The following is a 1177-nucleotide window of genomic DNA, read 5'->3' as shown; positions in this document are numbered from 1 at the left end:
AAGATTTTAGCTACAACACCAGCACCAACTGTACGGCCACCTTCGCGGATTGCGAAACGTAGACCTTCGTCCATTGCGATTGGAGCGATTAGCTCAACAGTCATTTGAACGTTGTCACCTGGCATTACCATTTCTACGCCTTCTGGTAGAGTGATGTCGCCTGTTACGTCAGTTGTACGGAAGTAGAACTGTGGACGGTAACCTTTGAAGAAAGGAGTGTGACGGCCGCCTTCGTCTTTAGAAAGTACGTATACTTCAGACTCAAACTTAGTGTGTGGGTTGATAGAACCTTTCGCAGAAAGTACTTGACCACGTTCAACGTCATCACGCTTAGTACCACGTAGAAGTGCACCAACGTTCTCACCTGCACGACCTTCGTCAAGCAGTTTACGGAACATTTCAACACCAGTACAAGTAGTAAGAGTAGTCTCTTTGATACCAACGATTTCTACTTCGTCACCTACACGTAGGATACCGCGCTCGATACGACCAGTTACAACAGTACCACGACCTTGAATTGAGAATACATCTTCAATTGGTAGTAGGAACGGTTGGTCAACTGCACGCTCTGGCTCAGGGATGTAAGAATCTAGTGCTTCTGCAAGCTCAACGATCTTGTCTTCCCACTGCTTCTCGCCGTTTAGTGCGCCAAGTGCAGAACCTTGGATAACTGGTAGGTCATCACCTGGGAAGTCGTATTCAGAAAGAAGTTCACGAACTTCCATCTCAACTAGCTCAAGTAGCTCTTCGTCATCAACCATGTCACATTTGTTCATGAATACGATGATGTAAGGGATACCAACTTGACGACCAAGTAGGATGTGCTCACGAGTTTGAGGCATAGGGCCGTCAGTCGCAGCAACAACTAGGATACCGCCGTCCATTTGTGCAGCACCAGTGATCATGTTTTTAACATAATCCGCGTGTCCTGGACAGTCTACGTGTGCGTAGTGACGTGCTGGAGTGTCGTACTCAACGTGAGAAGTTGCGATTGTGATACCGCGCTCACGCTCTTCTGGAGCGTTATCGATAGATGCGAAATCTTTAGCAACACCGCCGTATACTTTTGCAAGAGTAGTACAGATAGCAGCAGTTAGAGTTGTTTTACCGTGGTCAACGTGGCCGATAGTACCAACGTTTACGTGCGGTTTCGTACGTTCAAATTTTTCTTTAGACA

Annotated in this window: 1 protein-coding gene; it reads right to left on the bottom strand. The window is 46.9% G+C overall.

All coding sequences use genetic code 11. The features are described 5' to 3' along the window. On the bottom strand, window positions 1–1177 hold a 1177-nt coding region (gene tuf / locus QQ041_RS22355; RefSeq protein ID WP_016783752.1), incomplete at both ends, for an elongation factor Tu.

Origin of the sequence: Vibrio sp. TMPB1044 (assembly GCF_030442075.1) — a bacterium.
In the GTDB taxonomy this organism is placed as follows: Bacteria; Pseudomonadota; Gammaproteobacteria; order Enterobacterales; family Vibrionaceae; genus Vibrio; species Vibrio satsumensis.
This window is presented reverse-complemented; position numbering and strand designations above follow the sequence as displayed.